16 protein-coding genes are annotated in these 15,502 nt (G+C 68.8%); 11 read left to right on the top strand and 5 right to left on the bottom strand.

The annotated features are described in order from the left end of the window. Window positions 1–174 precede the first annotated feature (174 nt). Together L324_RS31690 and L324_RS31695 are read left to right on the top strand one after the other, a co-directional pair. Complete coding sequence (locus L324_RS31690; protein WP_037317409.1) at window positions 175–2,046, top strand: propionyl-CoA synthetase; 1,872 nt, start codon at window positions 175–177, stop codon at window positions 2,044–2,046. Window positions 2,047–2,155: 109 nt separating this feature from the next. Next, the gene (locus L324_RS31695) at window positions 2,156–3,748 is read left to right on the top strand and encodes a beta-N-acetylhexosaminidase (protein ID WP_037317412.1); all 1,593 of its coding nucleotides are present in this window, start codon (window positions 2,156–2,158) and stop codon (window positions 3,746–3,748) included. A 58-nt stretch (window positions 3,749–3,806) separates the two neighbouring features. Here the strand turns inward: L324_RS31695 and L324_RS31700 are convergent, their stop codons facing one another. Beyond that, a complete protein-coding gene (locus tag L324_RS31700; protein WP_037317415.1) occupies window positions 3,807–4,418 on the bottom strand; it encodes a TetR/AcrR family transcriptional regulator in 612 nt (203 codons plus the stop codon). Further along, window positions 4,408–5,103 (bottom strand): MOSC domain-containing protein, encoded by a 696-nt coding sequence (locus L324_RS31705; RefSeq protein ID WP_152547060.1) that lies wholly within the window; start codon window positions 5,101–5,103, stop codon window positions 4,408–4,410. The genes L324_RS31700 and L324_RS31705 overlap by 11 nt, the downstream gene beginning before the upstream one ends. A 40-nt stretch (window positions 5,104–5,143) precedes the next feature. Between L324_RS31705 and L324_RS31710 the strand changes: the two genes are divergently transcribed. Beyond that, window positions 5,144–5,716: a TIGR03086 family metal-binding protein gene (locus L324_RS31710; RefSeq protein ID WP_037317418.1), complete on the top strand. Its 573-nt coding sequence runs from the start codon at window positions 5,144–5,146 to the stop codon at window positions 5,714–5,716. Here the strand turns inward: L324_RS31710 and L324_RS31715 are convergent. Together L324_RS31715 and adh are read right to left on the bottom strand one after the other, a co-directional pair. Next, window positions 5,670–6,053, bottom strand: a complete 384-nt coding sequence (locus L324_RS31715; RefSeq protein WP_037317421.1) for a DUF779 domain-containing protein — start codon at window positions 6,051–6,053, stop codon at window positions 5,670–5,672. The two genes, L324_RS31710 and L324_RS31715, sit on opposite strands and share 47 nt — an antisense overlap. Then, a complete protein-coding gene (adh, locus tag L324_RS31720) occupies window positions 6,053–7,576 on the bottom strand; it encodes an aldehyde dehydrogenase (protein ID WP_037317424.1) in 1,524 nt (507 codons plus the stop codon). The genes L324_RS31715 and adh overlap by 1 nt, the downstream gene beginning before the upstream one ends. 105 nt (window positions 7,577–7,681) lie before the next feature. Between adh and L324_RS31725 the strand changes: the two genes are divergently transcribed. From L324_RS31725 to L324_RS31740, 4 genes are all read left to right on the top strand, one after another. Next, window positions 7,682–9,163, top strand: coding sequence for a helix-turn-helix domain-containing protein (locus tag L324_RS31725; protein ID WP_037317427.1), 1,482 nt, complete (start codon window positions 7,682–7,684; stop codon window positions 9,161–9,163). A 68-nt stretch (window positions 9,164–9,231) separates the two neighbouring features. Continuing rightward, the gene (locus tag L324_RS31730) at window positions 9,232–10,032 is read left to right on the top strand and encodes an SGNH/GDSL hydrolase family protein (protein WP_037317430.1); all 801 of its coding nucleotides are present in this window, start codon (window positions 9,232–9,234) and stop codon (window positions 10,030–10,032) included. Beyond that, on the top strand, window positions 10,011–10,592 hold the full coding sequence (locus L324_RS31735; protein WP_037317433.1) for a TetR/AcrR family transcriptional regulator: 582 nt from the start codon (window positions 10,011–10,013) through the stop codon (window positions 10,590–10,592). The genes L324_RS31730 and L324_RS31735 overlap by 22 nt, the downstream gene beginning before the upstream one ends. A 108-nt stretch (window positions 10,593–10,700) precedes the next feature. Further along, window positions 10,701–11,657 carry a DUF1996 domain-containing protein gene (locus tag L324_RS31740; protein WP_051174197.1) on the top strand — a complete coding sequence of 319 codons (957 nt, stop codon included), beginning with the start codon at window positions 10,701–10,703 and terminating at the stop codon, window positions 11,655–11,657. A gap of 19 nt (window positions 11,658–11,676) precedes the next feature. Here the strand turns inward: L324_RS31740 and L324_RS31745 are convergent, their stop codons facing one another. Next, entirely contained in the window at window positions 11,677–13,110 is a 1,434-nt protein-coding gene (locus L324_RS31745) for a phytoene desaturase family protein (protein ID WP_037317436.1), read from the bottom strand. A 93-nt stretch (window positions 13,111–13,203) separates the two neighbouring features. Between L324_RS31745 and L324_RS31750 the strand changes: the two genes are divergently transcribed. The 4 genes from L324_RS31750 to L324_RS31765 are packed head-to-tail and all read left to right on the top strand — an operon-like array spanning window position 13,204 to window position 15,400. Next, window positions 13,204–13,938, top strand: coding sequence for a DUF2786 domain-containing protein (locus L324_RS31750; protein WP_037317440.1), 735 nt, complete (start codon window positions 13,204–13,206; stop codon window positions 13,936–13,938). 52 nt (window positions 13,939–13,990) lie between these two features. After that, entirely contained in the window at window positions 13,991–14,746 is a 756-nt protein-coding gene (locus tag L324_RS31755; RefSeq protein ID WP_081736535.1) for a GNAT family N-acetyltransferase, read from the top strand. Between the two features lie 28 nt (window positions 14,747–14,774). Further along, window positions 14,775–15,134: an ArsR/SmtB family transcription factor gene (locus tag L324_RS31760; RefSeq protein ID WP_037318764.1), complete on the top strand. Its 360-nt coding sequence runs from the start codon at window positions 14,775–14,777 to the stop codon at window positions 15,132–15,134. Then, window positions 15,131–15,400: a hypothetical protein gene (locus L324_RS31765; RefSeq protein ID WP_037317443.1), complete on the top strand. Its 270-nt coding sequence runs from the start codon at window positions 15,131–15,133 to the stop codon at window positions 15,398–15,400. The genes L324_RS31760 and L324_RS31765 overlap by 4 nt, the downstream gene beginning before the upstream one ends. Window positions 15,401–15,502 lie beyond the last annotated feature (102 nt).

Raw genomic sequence — 15,502 nt, forward strand, 5'->3', positions numbered from 1 at the left:
TCCCCTCGCTAGTTAAGGCCGTTTCCGGCCGTTTTTCCCTAGTTCAGCTTAGGACGCTCTACGCCCTCACAGGGTTGCCGGGTTGTCGCGGCCGTCTCCTCGCCGTTACCACCAGGCATTAGCGCTGCCGGAAGTCCATGATGGGGTCCGTATCCGAGCGCGAAGGAGCATTCGATGTACGCGGAGTCGTACCAGCGGAGCCTCGAAGACCCGGAGGGTTTCTGGCTCGAAGCCGCACAAGCGATCGAGTGGACCCGCCCGCCGACACGGGCGCTCGACGCGTCGAAAGCGCCCTTCTACCGCTGGTTCCCGGACGGGGAGCTGAACACGGCGTTCAACGCGCTCGACCGGCACGTGCGGGACGGCCGCGGCGAGCGGACGGCGCTGATCTGGGACTCCCCGGTGACCGGTTCGGTCCGCCGGTTCACCTACGCGGAATTGCTGGACGACGTCGCCCGGTTCGCCGGCGCGCTCGCCTCGCTCGGCGTCGGGAAGGGCGACCGCGTCATCGTCTACCTGCCGATGGTGCCCGAGGCCGCCGTCGCGATGCTCGCGTGTGCCCGGCTGGGCGCGGTGCACTCGGTGGTGTTCGGCGGGTTCGCGCCCAAGGAACTGGCGGCGCGGATCGAGGACGCGAAACCCAAGGTGATCGTGGCGGCCTCGTGCGGAATCGAACCGACCCGGGTGGTCGAGTACAAGCCGATCATCGACGAAGCACTCGCGGGAACGGCACACCAGCCGGACAAGGTCGTCGTGCTGCAGCGAGAGCGGGCCCGCGCCGAACTCGGCGAACGCGACGTCGATTGGCACGAACTGGTCGCGAAGGCGGTTCCCGCCGATCCGGTACCGGTCGCCGCGACCGATCCGCTGTACATCCTGTACACCTCGGGTACCACGGGGAAACCGAAAGGCGTCGTGCGCGACAACGGCGGGCACGCGGTCGCGCTGGCCTGGTCGATGGGCACGATCTACGACATCGAGCCCGGTGACGTGTGGTGGACGGCGTCCGACGTCGGCTGGGTCGTCGGCCATTCCTACATCGTGTACGCGCCGCTCCTCATCGGATCGACGTCGCTGATGTACGAGGGCAAGCCGGTCGGCACGCCTGACGCGGGCGCTTTCTGGCGCGTCATCGCCGACCACGGAGTGAAGGCGTTGTTCACCGCGCCGACGGCGTTGCGGGCGATCAAGAAGGTCGACCCGGACGCGGACGAAATGAAGAAATACCAGCTCGGCGGGTTCAAGACGCTGTTCATGGCGGGGGAACGACTCGATCCGGAGACCTACCACTGGGCGCACGAGAAGCTCGGGGTCCCGGTGATCGACCATTGGTGGCAGACCGAGACCGGCTGGCCGATCGCGGCGAATCCGCGCGGTCTGGAGCCGATGCCGGTCAAACCCGGTTCCGCGACGAAACCGGTGCCGGGCTGGGACGTGCGGATCCTGGACCAGGCGGGCGAGCCGCTCCCGGCCGGGAAGGAAGGCGCGATCGCGATCAGGCTGCCCCTGCCGCCGGGTTCGTTGCCGACACTTTGGCAGGACGACGAGCGGTATCGGGAGGCGTACCTTTCGCGGTATGACGGGTACTACCTGACAGGTGACTCCGGATACGTCGACGAAGACGGCTACCTGTTCGTCATGGGCCGCACCGACGACGTCATCAACGTCGCGGGTCACCGGCTTTCGACCGGTTCGATGGAGGCCGTGCTGGCGTCGCATCCCGCCGTCGCCGAATGCGCGGTGATCGGGGTCCGGGACCAGCTCAAGGGGCAGCTTCCGCGTGGTTTCGTGGTGCTGAAGTCGGGGGTCGACGCCGACGCCGAAACGCTCAAGGCCGAATTGGTCGCGCTGGTGCGGCGCGACATCGGCCCGGTCGCCGCGTTCCGTGACGTGTCCATTGTGGACGCGCTGCCGAAGACGCGCTCCGGCAAGATCCTGCGGAAGACCATGCGGGGCATCGCCGACGGCCGCGACGAACAGGTGCCCTCGACGATCGAGGACGCGAGCGTTCTCGATGCACTGAAAGCGGTGTTACGCGGCGAGTGAACCGGTGACCGGTACGCCGTCGTAGTCCGATCGGGTGTTGTCGCGTTTGCCCTATTGGTCTATACCTCTAGGAGAAGAGAGTCTCCAGTTCCCCGACCGGAGGTGCTCCATGAGTAAACGCCTGTCCACCACCGTGCTCGGTGTGGCCGTCCTGGGTCTCGTGACCCTCGGGCTGCCCGCCGCGGCGAGCGCGGATCCCGCGGCGGAGCGGTACGCGAAGGCCGAACGGACGGTCGCCGACGTCGTCCCCGCGCCGGTCGACGCGAAACCCGACCCCCGCGCCGACTTCCGGCTCAGCCCCGCGACCGTGATCCGCACCGACCGCGACGGCAAGCAGGTCGCCGACTACCTGGCCGGGCTGCTCCGGCCCGCCACCGGCTACCGGCTGCCCGTCGTGGCCGGGCACCGTGGCGGCGGACCCGCCATCTCGCTCGAAACCGGCCACGCGGGCGGCCGTGTCGGCACCGAGGGCTACCAGCTCAAGGTGTCCCCCGCCGGCGTGACACTGAAGGCGAACACCGACAAGGGCCTCTTCCTCGGCGTGCAGACATTGCGTCAGCTGCTCCCGTCGGCGATCGACGCGAAAACGGTCCAGCACCGTTCGTGGGTGGTCTCGGGCGGCACCGTGCTCGACTACCCGCGCTTCGGCTACCGCGGCGCGATGCTCGACGTCGCCCGGCACTTCTTCACCCCGGCGCAGGTCAAGCTCTACATCGACCAGATCGCGCAGTACAAGATCAACACGCTCCACCTGCACCTGAGCGACGACCAGGGCTGGCGGATCGAGATCAAGAGCTGGCCGAAGCTGGCGACCGTGGGCGGGCAGACCGCCGTCGGCGGCGCTCCCGGCGGGTACTACACGCAGGAGCAGTACAAGGACCTGGTGCGCTACGCGGCTTCGCGGCACATCACGGTCGTTCCCGAGATCGACATGCCGGGGCACACCAACGCGGCCCAGCACTCCTACGCCGAGCTGAACTGCGACGGTGTCGCGGTGCCGCCGCGCACGGACACCGAGGTCGGCTACAGCTCGCTGTGCATCAACAAGGACATCACCTACAAGTTCGTGGACGACGTCCTCCGCGAACTGTCCGCGATCACCCCCGGGAAGTACCTCAACATCGGCGGCGACGAGGCGCACGCGACCACCCCGGCGGATTACCAGACCTTCGCCAAGAAGGTCCAGCCGATCGTCGCGAAGTACGGCAAGCAGATCACCGGCTGGCACGACATCGCCAAGACGAACCCGCCCGCTTCGGCCATCCCGCAGTACTGGGGCACGACCGACACGGACGCCAATGTCGCGGCGGCCGCGCAACGGGGCAACAAGATCCTGATGTCGCCCGCCAACAAGGCGTACCTGGACATGAAGTACAACCCGCAAACGCGCCTCGGCCTGGACTGGGCCGGCTTGATCGAGGTCAAGACGGGCTATGACTGGGATCCGGCCACGTACCTGAAGGGTGTGACGGAGCAGAACGTCGCCGGGGTCGAGGCGCCGCTGTGGTCGGAAACGCTGGTCACCAGTGACGACATCGAGTTCATGGCGTTCCCGAGGCTGCCGGGTTACGCCGAGATCGGCTGGTCGCCGAAGGCTTCCCGGACCTGGGACGCGTACCGGCTCCGGCTGGCGAAGCAGAGCCCGCGGTGGGTTCAGCAGGGAATCGACTTCTACCGGTCCACTCAGGTCGACTGGAAGTAGCGCCTCGCGAATGCCATGAAAGGTCCTTTCCTGGCAAATTTTGCCAGGAAAGGACCTTTCATGGCGCGACCGCGGCGTCGAGGCGGGCGGTGATCGCGGCCCGCGCCAGCGCGTACGGCTCCGCGCCGCCGAACATGACCGAGTCCGCGTTCGCGGCCCGGCCGAGGGCGTGCAGTTCGAAGGCCAGCCGGTCCACATCGACGGATTCACGCAGCTGCCCGGCCTTCCGGGCTTCCATGACCGTCGACCGGATGAACTTGGCGAAGGCCCGGCTCGCTTTCGCGACCGCGTCGTGGACCCGGCCGGTCCGCGCGTCGAACTCGGCGCCGGTGTTGAAGAAGAAACAGCCGCCGGGGAACACCCGGCGTTCCGAATAGTCCAGCCAGTTCGCGCACAGCGCGCGCAACCGGGCGATCCCGGGCTCGACCTCCATCGTCGGGACGACGACGTTCTCCGCGAAGATCGCGCTCGCCGTTTCGACGGCCGCGAGCTGCAGGTCCTCCTTGGAGCCGAACAACGCGAACACCCCGGATTTGCTCAATTCGAGCTCGGTGGCGAGCCTGCCGAGGGACAGTCCGTCGAGCCCTTCGACGGAGGCGATGTCGACGGCACGCCGCAGCACGATCCGCCTCGTCGCGTCGCCGCGGGCCACCCGGCCGTCAACCGGCATGCCGTTCCTCCCGACGCCGTTTCGCCGATTCCAGGCCGTCACGGTACTGCCGGGAGAGCGCGGGCGCCGCGAGCACCCGGTCCAGCAGCGCCCAATAAGCGGCCTGGCGATCATCGGTCAATTGGGCGACGTTGGTGAACGACGCGACATACACCTCGGCGATCGTCGGGTTCGCCGGATCGGATTCTTCGAGCGTCATGCGTCCCGAAGTCGGAACCTCACCCGTCCGCAGTACGCGCAGGTACCACCCGCTGCGGCCGGAATCGATCATCGCCGGGATGACGTCCTTGCGGCCGGTCTTCATCGCGAGCTTGAAACACGGCGTCCGCGGCTGGGAGACCTGGACCAGCGCGTCTCCCCAAGCCCAGATGTCGCCGACGCGCACGTCGTACTCGTCGGCCCCCGCCACCGACACGTTCTCCCCGAAATCGCCCGCGGCCACCGGGAAACCCTGCTCCGTCCAGGCCGCGTAGTGCGTGGCGGGATAGACGTAAACCGCCTTGTCGACGCCACCGTGGACGGTGCGATCCGCCTGGTCGTCACCCGCCAGATTGATCTCGCCGAGCCGCAGAACGGGCGTCTCCACCCGCGATTTCGCGATGGCGCTGTACACCGGGACATCGCGCTTCGTCCCCAGCACCGACGGCCGCCCCACGAAGACCTCGTTCACTTCCAGAGTGCTCACACCCTAGAATATAGCACGATCGTTCGTATATTTTACCTCCATGGACTTCCTCGCCTTGACGACCCGGGCCCATCACGCCACCGGAACCACGATCGCCGGAATCGGCGCGGACGACTGGGACCGCCCGACCCCCTGCGCCGAGTGGACCGTCCGCGACATCGTGGAACACCTGATCGACAACAACGAGCGGGCGGCCGCGCGGGCGGCAGGCCGTCCCCGCACGACCCGCTCGACGACACCCGACAACCTCGTCAATGCCTATGAAGAAAGCTCCGCCGAGTTTCTCGCCGCCTTCGACGAGCAGGCACTGAAGAAGACCTTCGACTTCGGCAAATTCGGCCCGCTGCCGGGCAAGAACGTCCTGGCCGTCCTCTTCGCCGACAACCTCGTCCACGGCTGGGACCTCGACGTCGCCCTCGGCCGTGAGCATCGCTGGGACGACGAACTGGCCACGGCCGCTTTGGGCGTGGCGAGCCGCTTTCCCGACGTCGCGCCGGTACGCGGGCCCGGCGGCGCCTTCGACCACGCTGTCGAGGCACCGCCGGACGCCGGTCCGGGCGAACGGCTCATCGCGTTGCTGGGCCGTTCAGCTCCGCCGATTCCTCGTCGCTGAACAGCCGGGAACGGACCAGGAAGCGAACGCCTTCGGGCGCCTCCAAGGAAAATCCGCTCCCCCGGCCGGGCACGACGTCGATGGTCAGATGCGTGTGCTTCCAGTACTCGAACTGGGGTCCCGACATCCACACCGGAACGTCGTCGATGCCTTCGACGCTCAGGTCACCAAGGTGGACATCGGACGCCCCGGTGCGGAACTCGCCCGCCGGGTAACACATCGGGGCGCTCCCGTCGCAGCATCCGCCGGACTGATGGAACATCACCCGGCCATGGAGCGACACCAGCCGCCGCAGCAGATCGGCGGCGGCCGGTGTCGAACCGACCCGCTCGGCCATCAGAAGAACCCGAGCGCACTGTCCGAATAGGACACCAGCATGTTCTTGGTCTGCTGGTAGTGATCCAGCATCATCTTGTGGTTCTCGCGCCCGATCCCGGACGCCTTGTAGCCGCCGAAGGCCGCGTGCGCGGGATAGGCGTGGTAGTTGTTGACCCACACCCGGCCCGCCTGGATGTCGCGGCCGGCGCGGTACGCGGTGTTGCCGTCGCGCGACCAGACACCGGCGCCGAGGCCGTACAGCGTGTCGTTGGCGATCTTGAGCGCGTCGGCGTAGTCGTCGAACCTCGCCACCGAGACGACAGGGCCGAAGATCTCCTCCTGGAAGATCCGCATCTTGTTGTCGCCCTCGAACACCGTCGGCTGCACGTAGTACCCGCCGGACAGTTCGCCGCCGAGGTCGCTGCGCTCGCCGCCGGTGAGGATCTTCGCTCCCTCCTTCACGCCGATGTCGATGTAGGAAAGGATCTTCTCCAGCTGGTCGTTGGACGCCTGCGCGCCGATCTGCGTCTCGGTGTCGAGCGGGTGCCCCTGCTTGATCTTCTTGACCCGCTCGACGGCGTCCCCGAGGAACCGGTCGTAGATGCCGGACTGGATGAGCGCCCGCGACGGACAGGTGCAGACTTCGCCCTGGTTCAGCGCGAAGAGCGCGAAGCCCTCTTGCGCCTTGTCGTAGAAGGCGTCGTTGGCCGCGGCGACGTCGTCGAAGAAGATGTTCGGGCTCTTGCCGCCGAGTTCGACGGTGACCGGGATGATGTTCTCGCTGGCGTACTGCAGGATCAGCCGCCCGGTGGTGGTCTCGCCGGTGAACGCGACCTTCCGCACGCGAGAGCTCGAAGCGAGCGGTTTGCCCGCCTCGACGCCGAAGCCGTTGACGATGTTCAGGACGCCCGGCGGGATCAGGTCGCCGATGAGCGACATCAGCAGATGGATCGACGCCGGGGTCTGCTCGGCGGGTTTGAGCACGATCGCGTTGCCGGCGGCGAGCGCGGGCGCGAGCTTCCAGACCGCCATCAGCAGCGGGAAGTTCCACGGGATGATCTGGCCGACGACGCCGAGCGGCTCGTGGAAGTGGTACGCCACGGTGTTGTCGTCGATCTGCGAGATGCCGCCCTCCTGGGCGCGCAGCGCGCCGGCGAAGTAGCGGAAGTGGTCGATCGCGAGCGGGATGTCGGCGGCGAGGGTCTCGCGGACCGGCTTGCCGTTCTCCCACGATTCGGCGACGGCGATCGCTTCGAGGTTCCGCTCCATCCGGTCGGCGATCCGGAGCAGGACGTTCGCCCGCTCGTCCACCGACGTCCGGCCCCAGGCCGCGGCGGCGCCTTCGGCCGCGTCGAGCGCCCGGTCGATGTCGGCGGCGGTGCCGCGGGCGACCTCGGTGAACACCTGCCCGGTCACCGGGGTCGGGTTCTCGAAGTACTGGCCGCTCGCGGGCGGTACGTACTCGCCGCCGATGTAGTGGTCGTAGCGCGACTCGTAGCTGACGACGCCGCCTTCGGTGTTCGGTGCCGCGTACTTGGCCATCTTTCCTGCCTCATCGCTAGGGGTGACGGATGGCGGCGAAGGTAGGCCGGGAGAGGTTGCACGCACGTTGCAACGAAGTGAGGCGGGTCACCTATTCTCGGAAATGTGGCGGAGCGGCCCGGTGGTGAGGCGTCGCCGCGTGACCCTCAGGCGTACGCGCGGCTGCTGAAGGACGTCCACGACGCCGTCCTCTCCGGTGGTCCCGCGCCGCGGTCGCCCAGGTCGATCGTGTCGGCGTCGTGGGATCGCTCGCTCGCCGCGCACGTCGACCCGGACACGGGCGTCGCCCCGCTGGTCTACGACTCCAGCGAACTCAACGGGCTTCGCGAGGAGCATCCGCTGGCGCCGGTGCTGCCGATCCTGCGGCAGACGCTGGTGAGCATCGCCGACGACGCCGAGCACATGATGATCGTGACCGACGCGGCCGGGCACATCCTGTGGCGCGAAGGCGCGTCGGGCGTACTCCGGCGCGCGGACGGCGTGATGCTCGCCGAAGGCACCCGCTGGAGCGAAGACGTCATCGGGACGAACGCGATGGGCACCACGCTCGCCACCGGGGAGCCGGTGCAGATCTACTCGGCCGAGCATCTGGTGCGGACCTATCACGGCTGGACCTGCGCGGCGGCGCCCGTGCACGATCCGGAGACCGGCGCGCTGCTCGGGTCGATCGACGTCAGCGGTCCACTGCGGACGGTCCATCCCGCGATGCTCGCGCTGGTCACGGCGGCGGCCCAGCTCGCCGAAGGCCAACTGCGGGCCCGGCTCGCGATGCGAGACGAACGGTTGCGACTCGCGAACATGACCCACCTGGAAGCTCTGCGCGGTGCGCCGGGAGCCCTGCTGTCGGCGCAGGGACGGGTGCTGGCGGCCGAATCCTGTGGTGATCTTCCCTCCACTGTGGACATCCGGTGGGGCGGCGGCGAGGTCACGCTGCCCGACGGACGACTCGGCACGGTGGAGCCGCTGAGCGAGGGTTACCTGCTGCGACTGCGGAACCGGGGCCCGGCACGACGGCCGCGGCTCGCGCTGGAATTCCTCACCGACGGTCCGCCGTCGACCACAGTGGACGGTCGCGAGGTGCCGTTCACCTTGCGGCACGCGGAGATCCTCACCCTGCTCGCCCTGCATCCCGGCGGTCTCTCGGCGGAACGGCTGGCCCTGCTGCTCTACGGCGAGAGCGGCAACCCGGTGACGGTGCGCGCGGAGATCCACCGGCTGCGGACGCAACTCGGCTCGGACATCGTGCGGACGCGGCCGTACCGGCTCTCGGCCGACGTCGACGCCGACTTCCTCCGCGTCCGGGCCGCCCTCAAACGAGGTGACGTCACCGGCGCCGCCGTCGCTTTCCGGGGTCCGCTGCTGGCCGAGTCGGAGTCGCCGGCCGTGCGCGAGGAGCGCGAGTCGGTCACCGCGTCGGTCCGGCGGGTCGTGCTCGGCGGCCGGGACGCGACGGCGCTCTGGTCGTACTGGGAGACCTCGTGCGGTGCCGACGACGTCGAGATCGTCGACGCACTGTGCCGGGTGCTCCCGGAAGACGATCCGCGACGCGCCGTCGCGTGCGCGCATCGGAGCCGCCTGAACCACTGAGTAGACAGCGTCTACGTGAGTTTGATAGACAGTGTCTACAAGGTGAACTCGCGGTTACGGAGATCTGGATGGGCTACCAACGTTTCGTCGTGCTCGGCGACAGCTGCGCCGAAGGGCTGGCCGACCCGCATCCGTCCGGTGGCCACTACCGAGGCTGGGCGGACTTCGTCGCGGGACGCCTCGCCGAGGACGAGCCCGGATTGCGCTACGCCAATCTCGCGGTCCGCGGCCGCAGGCTCGACCAGATCCACGCCGAGCAGACACCGGCGGCACGCGGGCTCCAGCCGGATCTGATCGCGCTGTTCGGCGGCGGAAACGACGTGATGAGCCGCGGCTGGGACGCGCGGACCATCGCCCGCCGCGTCGACACGGCCATCCGCGCCTGCACCGAGATCGCGCCCGCCGTCGTCACCTTCACCCTCAGCGACATCTCCCACCGCATGCCGATGGGCCACCGCATGCGACCGCGCATCACCGCGTTGAACGACGCCGTCCGCGAAGCGTCCGTCAGCTACGGCGCGACGCTCGTCGACCTCTGGCCGGACCACGCCGCGCACGATTCCCGCTACTTCGGCCCGGACCGGCTGCACCTGTCCGAACAGGGTCACCGGCGCCTGGCCGGCCACGTACTCGGCAAGCTCGGTGTCGACCACGACCCGGCCTGGCTCGCACCGCTCCCGGGTTCGGCCGGACGCCCCGGCCTGCGGGCCGATCTGCGCTGGATGACGCGGGAGGTGCTCCCGGTCGCGTTCAGCCGGTTCCGCAACCGGCTCATCGGCCGCCAGCCCGGCGACGGCTTCCTGCCCAAGCGCCCCGACCTCCTTCCCGTCCTCGAGGAGACCCGGTCGTGGGCGCCCGAACCCGCCTGATCGACACGGCGGCGAACCTGCTGGCCGAGGAAGGCGTCGCGGCCGTGACGCTGCGTGGGATCGCCAAGGCGGCAGGCGTGTCGCACGGTGCGCCCCTGCGCCACTTCACCGGCCGCGCGGCCCTGCTCTCGGCCGTCGCCACCCGCGGTTACACCGAACTGCTCGACCGCGGCACCGGCCTGCCGGCCACGACGCCACGCGAACGGCTCATCGCGGCCTGCCACGGCTATCTCGACTTCGCGCTGGCCAATCCGGCGATGTTCGAGCTGATGTTCCGCCGCGACCTCATCGATCCGGCGGATCCCGAACTCACGCGGGTGAGCAGCGCGGTGTTCGACTTCTTCGCCGTGCTCGTCGGCGACGTCCAAGACGACGGATGGCATCCCGCCACCGATCCGCGGCTGCTCGCGGCCTCGCTGTGGGCGTCGCTGCATGGCCTCGCCCAGCTGTGGCTCTGGGGCGGGCTGGCGGGCGCCAGCTTCGCGCCGTCCCCGGAGAGCGCCCTCGCCGTCACGCTCGACGCCTATCTCGGCCCGGTCAGCGGGATCCCCTCACCCTGACGGCCGCTTGTCCAGACCATTCGCACGGGTTCTCATGGAGACGCCGGTTTGTTGCCGGTAGCAACATATCCGCCGTCTCCGTCTCTCCGCCAAGCAGAGGAGCGTGCGATGAGAACCCGGAACCTGTTCGGCGTCACGGGAGCGGTGGCCGCCGTACTCGTGCTGATCGCCGTGGCGATGCCTGCCGTCCCACTCGGACACGGCACCCACGACGGCAAGGTGAACCACAGCGCCCACTTCTTCGTGCCGTCCGCGGAGCAGACCGGGGCGATCGTCGCCCAGCAGGCGCTGGCCCCGGTGCGCGGTTCGGAGTTCCGCGCCGACTGCTTCAGTTCCCATCGGAAGGGTGACGACCCGATCGTCTTCCCCGGTCAAGCCGGGGTCTCCCATATCCACGAGTTCTACGGGAACCGGACCGCGAACGCCGGTTCCACCCTCGAATCGCTGAGCGCGGGCACCACGAACTGCGATCCGGTCGTGGACCTTTCCTCGTACTGGACGCCGACGCTGTACAAGAACGGGCAACCGATCGCGCCGGACCGCGTCACCGTCTACTACCAGGGCATCACCCAGATGGGGAACGCGATCGCGCCGCCGCGCGGGCTGCGTTACGTCATCGGCAACGCGGGAGCGACCAATCCCGACCAAAATCCGTACGCCCGCTGGTCCTGCCTGGGCGCGCCCGAGTCCAGCCGGGACTTCCTGACCTGCCCTCCCGGTTCGAAACTCCAGACCTATCTGGACTTTCCGACCTGCTGGGACGGGGTCCGGCTCGACTCGCCGAACCACCGCGACCACATGGCTTTCGCGCTCGGGCAGACCTGCCCGGCCGGTTATCCGAAGGTGGTACCGCGAGTCGAGCTGCTGATCACCTATCCGGTGAACGGTGGCGGGCTCACCCTCGCCGGGACGCGCGACGGCGCCCTGGTCACCAACGCGCCCGGGTACACGTTCCACGGCGATTTCTTCAACGCCTGGAACCAGAACGAACTCCAGCGCCGGGTGAGCACCTGTATCAACGGCGGTTACATCTGCGGTACCGACGGCGAGCCGATCCAGCAATGACCTTCCGGCGGGTGCTCGCTCAGCCGAGCACCCGCCGGAAGTCCTTGCCCAGCAAGGCTTTCGCCGCGTACCAGCCGCCCATCCCGTGTACGCCCGGTCCCGGCGCCGTGGCGGCCGAGCACAGGAAGACACCGCCGAGCGGGGTCCGGTGCGTGTTCCACCGCGCGACGGGCCGTCCGAGCACCTGCCGCAGGTTCACCGCCCCGGTGGCGACGTCGCCGCCGGGGTAGTTCGCGTTGTACGCCTCGAGTTCGGCGGCCGGGAGGCATCGGCTCGCCAAGATCGTGTCCGAGAACCCGGGCGCGAACCGCTCGATCCGCCTCCGCACGATGTCGGTGACATCGCGCGGATCCCCGTTCGGCACATGACAATACGCCCACACCGGCCGTTTGCCCGGCAGCCCGCGGGACGGGTCGATCGCCATCGGATCGGACAGCAGTACGAAGCGGTCGTCCGGATCTTCTCCGCGCACGATGGCGTTTTCGGCGGCGTACACCGCGTCACGCGTCCCGCCGAGATGGACGGTGCCCGCCTTGCCGACCTCCGGCACCGACCACGGAACCGGTTCGGACACCAGGAAATCGACCTTCGCCGCGCCGGGTCCGTAGCGATAGGACTCCAGCGCCTTCCGGTATCGCGGCGGCAGCAGATCGCGGGCGATGTCGAGGAAACCGCGCGGGGCGATGTCGAGAATCACCGTGCGAGACTTCGCCAGCTGCCGCAGATCCGTGATCCGGCTGCCGGTGTGGATCCTCCCGCCGTGCGCGCGGAGGTCGGCGGCGAGTGCCTCGGTGATGGTCTGGCTGCCACCGCGGGCGATCGGCCAGCCGGTCGCGTGCGCGAGATGGGCGAGCAACAGCGTCGCGCCGCCAGCGGCGAGCGAAGGCTGACGGCTCATCACATGCGCGGAGACGCCGGAGAGCAGCGCGGGCGCCTCCGCACCGGTGAACAGGCGGCGCTCCAGCCCGGAGGCGAGCATCGCCATCCGGGCGGGCAGGAGTGCGGCGACCCGGGGGGCACGGGGTGGATGGCGGAGGTCGCCGAGCAGGAGTTCGGTCAGGTCCTGGCTGCGTTCGGCGAGCGGGCCCAGCAAGCGGCGCCACCGGGGGCCGTCCGCGCCGAGTGCGTCACAGGTCCGGTCGAGATCCTCGTACGCGAGCCCCGCCCGGCCGCCGTCGAGCGGATGCGCGTACGCGATTTCGGGCCGCAGGAGTTCGACCCCGTGCGCGGCGAGGTCGAACCAGCGGAAGAACGGGGACGCGGCGGCCATCGGATGCCCGGTCGCGCAGATGTCGTGGCGGACGTCGTCGTCGAACAACGGTGCCGTCCGCGTTCCCCCGCCGATCACGGCCGCCGCCTCGTGGACCTCGACCGACCGTCCCGCCCTGGCCAGTAGGACCGCCGCCGCGAGCCCGTTCGGACCGGAACCGACCACCGATACCTCGGCCGACATGCCACCCCCTTGCCGGGTTCCGAACATCTGGTCGAATATTGTCGGACCCCTCTCCTAGGGTGACCCACTCCAACCCAATCAGGAAGGGGGGCCATGCCCGACCATGACACGCTGCTCGCACGCGTCCGGAAACTTCTCGCCAAGGCGGAGGATCCGGCCGTCACCGAGGCCGAAGCCGAGTCGTACAACACCAAGGCCGCCGAACTGATCGCCCGGTACGGCATCGACCAGGCACTGCTGGCCGCATCCGGGGCGAAGGCCGACGAGATCACCCAGGTCTCGATCCGGATCGACAACCCGTACAGCCGGGACAAGGCGGGACTGCTGACGAACATCGCGCATCCGCTGCGGTGCCGCGCCCTGCTGCACCGGCTGGGCCAGTCCGTCACCGCGGTGACGGTGTTCGGTTTCCGGTCCGATCTGGAGCGGGTCGAACTGCTGTACACGAGCCTGCTGCTGCAGGCGACCACCCAGCTGACCAGGGTCCGTCCGGAGAACCGGGTGTTCGCCGGCGAATCGCTGGCCGCGTACCGGCGCACCTGGCTGCACGGGTTCTCCGGCGCGGTCTACGAACGGCTCCGCAACAGTGAAGACACCGCGGCCCGCACGCATGGCGCCACGCCGGGCCACCGCTCCGCCGAACTGGTGATCCAGGACCGGACGGCGATGGTCAAGCAGGCGTACGACGAACAGTACGGCGACCTGCGCTCGGCACCGCCGAGGCGGCTGTCCGGCAGTGGCTATCTCGACGGGCACTCCGCCGGCGAGCGTGCCAACCTCAACACCACCGGCCTCACTGGACGGCGGCGCGCGCTGCCGGTACGTTAGGTCATCTGAAAACCACCTCGTGAGAGCAGGTGTCCTCGGGTCTACTGAGGACATGATCGTGATCGAAGACCTGGCCACCCGGCCTGAGCTGCGCGAGCCCGCGCTCGGCCTCGGTGGTGTCGGCGGCGAATTCCTCAAGCACGACCAGACTGGCCTGCTGGCGAAATCGTCCCATCTGGCCGCTCGCTGGCCGGAGTACTTCCTCGTCCTACTGGAGGACGGCGTCCCGGTGGCGAGAGCGGCCGCCGTCCCGGTCGGCTTCCCGACGGCCGAACGCCCGGAACTGCCGGACCACGGCTGGGACGCCGCCCTGATCTGGGCCGCGGAAGACCTGATGAGCACCCGTGAGACGAATACGCTGATGGCACTCGACGTGATGGTCACGCCAGGCCGCCGCGGTGCCGGCCTGGCCACAAAAGCGTTGGCAGCATTGAAAGAGCGCGCCTTGACGAAAGGGATGCGCAACCTCGTCGCGCCGGTCCGCCCGGCCGGGAAGGAGAACGAACCCGGACTGTCCTTTGAGGACTACATTGGCCGCCGTCGTCCGGACGGACTGCCCGAGGATCCGTGGCTGCGCACGCACGAGCGGCTCGGCGCCCGGTTCGTGAAGGTGGCGCCGTTCGCGATGACGGTCACGGGCACCTTCGCGCAGTGGAAGGCGTGGACCGGCGTGGAACTCCGGGACGGTCTCACGGCCGTTCCGGGCGGGATCGCGCCGGTACTCGCCTCCTCGGCACTGGACGTCGGTGTCTACGTGGAACCGAACGTCTGGATGGAGCACCTGGTAGCCGAAGTCGGCACCTGCTAGATTTCTTTGGCATGTGCAGGAGCTCGGCATGACCGCCACCGGACCGACCGGCGACGAGTTGCTGCGACTGCTGGGGACCCTGGCGAATCCGCACCGGCTGCGGATCGTCGCGGCGCTCCGCGCGGAGCGCGCGTACGTGAGCCAGCTGGCGCGAGAACTCGGCATCAGCCGGGCGCTCATGCAGCTCCACCTGCGCAAACTGGAGGCGGCCGGGCTCGTGTCGGCCACCCTCGAGCTGTCGGAGGACGGGAAGGCGATGAAGTTCTACGAGGTGAAACCGTTCCTGGTCGAGCTGAGCCCGGACGCCATCGCCGCCGCGGCGCCGACGCTCAGTACTTCGGCACTCGGTACTTCCACACAGGACGGCGAGCAGGGGGAACGACCGTGAAGTGGCATCAATGGCAGGAGGTCGCCGGACTGGTCGGCATCTTCGTGTTCCTCACCGTGGTGATCACGGTGGTCGTCTGGCAGTTCGGCGCGACCGTCCGGGCCAGGGGCGCGCTCGCGCGGGAACAGGAATACCGCAGGCTCGCCGAGAAAGCGGTCCAGGCGCAGGAAGAGAACGAACGCAAACTCACCGAACTCGACGGACGTCTCGCCGATCTCCAGAAGAGCGTGGGGTCGGTCGAGCGGATGCTCAAGGAGGTCGACTGACCACCCGTACACCGGTGTGAAAAGGCCCTGGGCCGCCGAGCGGCAACTCGACGGCCCAGGAAAGAAGAAGCAAAAACCTCGCCCGAGGCATCTCACTCCTTC

It is taken from the genome of Amycolatopsis orientalis DSM 40040 = KCTC 9412 (assembly GCF_000478275.1).
Lineage (GTDB): Bacteria > Actinomycetota > Actinomycetes > Mycobacteriales > Pseudonocardiaceae > Amycolatopsis > Amycolatopsis orientalis.